Origin of the sequence: Streptomyces alkaliphilus (assembly GCF_014141535.1) — a bacterium.
GTDB lineage: Bacteria > Actinomycetota > Actinomycetes > Streptomycetales > Streptomycetaceae > Streptomyces > Streptomyces alkaliphilus.
The window spans coordinates 1-2,366 of record NZ_VKHT01000803.1; the positions used below are offsets into that span (position 1 = coordinate 1).

The 2,366-nt window shown below is 72.3% G+C and carries 2 protein-coding genes and 1 pseudogene; all 3 read right to left on the bottom strand.

Features of this window, described 5'->3' with window-relative positions; all coding sequences use genetic code 11:
• Positions 1-132: pseudogene (locus FNQ90_RS27620) on the bottom strand (oxidoreductase); the annotation flags it as partial.
• Between the two features lie 70 nt (positions 133-202).
• On the bottom strand, positions 203-1,621 hold the full coding sequence (purB, locus tag FNQ90_RS19930) for an adenylosuccinate lyase (RefSeq protein ID WP_182607621.1): 1,419 nt from the start codon (positions 1,619-1,621) through the stop codon (positions 203-205).
• 52 nt (positions 1,622-1,673) lie between these two features.
• Positions 1,674-2,366: SGNH/GDSL hydrolase family protein (locus FNQ90_RS19935; RefSeq protein WP_182607622.1), on the bottom strand; the 693-nt coding region annotated here is incomplete at its 5' end.

Genomic DNA, 2,366 nt, shown 5'->3' on the forward strand with positions numbered 1-2,366 from the left:
GTCCCGCTCCCAACCGATCACCACGTCGTGACCCGCCGACGCCAACCGGACGGCCACGGCCGCCCCGATTCCGCGCCCGCCCCCGGTAATCACCGTCACCGGGGCACGAGCTTCCCGGGTGCTGTCCTGCATCGGGCCCTCCCGTTCCCCTCCCCGCGCGGAGGCACTGTGCCGACCGCCGGGAAAACGTGCCCGGCACGACTCAGATGATGCCGCCCGGCGTGTACCGACCGGCCTCGCCCCCGGTCTCCTTGCCGATCTCCCGGCTCAACGCCCCCACCTGGGCCACGGCGTTGCCCACCCGGGGGGTACGGGCGAGCGGCTCCAGCACGTCCCGGTCCAGAGGGATCCGCGGGTCCTCGGCGATCCGGTCCACCAGGTCGTTCTCCGCGGCCCCCTCGCGCAGCGCCAGGGCGGTGGCCACCGCGTGCTCCTTGATCAACTCGTGGGCGGTCTCCCGACCCAGTCCCGCCCGGGTGGCGGCGGTGAGGAAGGCGGTCGTCGCCAGGAACGGCAGGTAGCGCTCGCGCTCCCGCTCGATCACCGCCGGGTGCGGCCCGAACTCGTCCAGCACCGTCAGCATCGTCTCGAACAGCCCGTCCAGCGCCAGGAAGGCGTCGGGCAGCGCCACCCGCCGCACGACCGAGCAGGAGACATCGCCCTCGTTCCACTGGGTGCCCGCCAACTCGCCCACCATCACGGCGTGACCCCGCAGCACCACCGCCAACGCGTTGATCCGCTCACATGACCGGGTGTTCATCTTGTGAGGCATGGCGGAGGACCCCACCTGCCCGGGTCGGAACCCCTCGGTCACCAGATCCTGCCCGGCCATCAACCGGATCGTCGTCGCGAGCGAGGAAGGCGCCGCCGCCAGCTGCACCAGCGCGGTGACCACGTCCCAGTCCAACGAACGCGGATAGACCTGGCCCACCGAGGTCATCACCCGATCGAAGCCCAGGTGGGCCGCGACCCGCCCCTCCAACTCCTCCAGCCGGCCGGTCTCGCCGTCCAACAGATCGAGCATGTCCCCGGCCGTGCCCACCGGACCCTTGATGCCGCGCAGCGGGTAACGGGACAACAGCTCCTCCACCCGCCGGTGGGCCAACAGCAGTTCCTCCGCCGCCGACGCGAACCGCTTGCCCAGCGTGGTCGCCTGGGCGGGCACATTGTGCGAACGCCCCACCACGACCAGCTCGGCGTGCTCGGTCGCCAGCCGCACCAGACGCGCCAGCACCGCCAGGGTGCGATCCCGCACCAGCTCCAGCGCGCTGCGCACCTGGAGCTGCTCCACGTTCTCCGTCAGATCCCGCGAGGTCATCGCCCGATGCACGTGCTCGTGTCCGGCCAGCGCGTTGAACTCCTCGATGCGGGCCTTCACGTCATGCCGGGTGACCCGCTCCCGCTCGGCGATCGAGTCGGTGTCCACCCGCTCCAGCACCCGCTCGTAGTCCTCGACCACGCCCCGGGGAACCTCCACCCCGAGCTCCCGCTGAGCCCTGAGCACGGCCAGCCACAGGCGCCGCTCCAGGACGATCTTGTGCTCCGGGGACCACAGACGGGCCATCTCGGGGGAGGCGTAGCGGGCGGCCAGGACGTTGGGGATCTGCGGCTTCTGTGTCACACCCGGATTCTACGAGGTCGCCCGCGCCCCGGGCGTCCCCGACCACCCGATCTCACCGTCGGTCCGCGACGGATCCCGGGTCCACGTCCACCGGCAGCAGCTCCGGGCGCTTGGGCGGCCTTCCGTCCCCCGAGGAACGACCGGTCAGCCGACGACCGATCCACGGCAGCAGGTGCCGGCGGGCGAACCGCAGATCCGCCCGGCGTCGCGCCGTCCACGCCGGGAGCACCGCCTCCGGCAACGGGGTGTGCCACTCCTCCCGCGCCGGGTACCCCAACGCCTGCCACACCGCCTCGGCCACCCGACGGTGCCCCTCCGCGGTCAGGTGCAGCCGGTCGTCCGCCCACAGCCGGGGGTCTCCCAGCGCCGGTGCCCCGTACAGGTCCACCACCAGCGCGTCGTGCCGCACCGCGAGGTCCTCGATGTGCGCGAACAATTCCTCCATCCGGCCCCGATAGCGTTCCAGCACCGGTCCACGCCGGCCGGGACTGCGCATCAGCACCAGACGTCCGCAGGTCGGGGCCAGCCGTTCCACCGCCTCCTCCAGCCGGTCGTGCACCCGCGCCTGGTCACAGCGCGGCCGCAGCACGTCGTTCAACCCGCCCACCAACGAGACGAGGTCGGGACGCATCGCCGCCGCGCGATCCACCTGCTCGTCCACGATCTGCCCGATCAGCTTTCCCCGCACGGCCAGATTGGCGTACCGGAACCCCGCCCGCTCCCCCGCCAGCCGGTCGGCCAACAG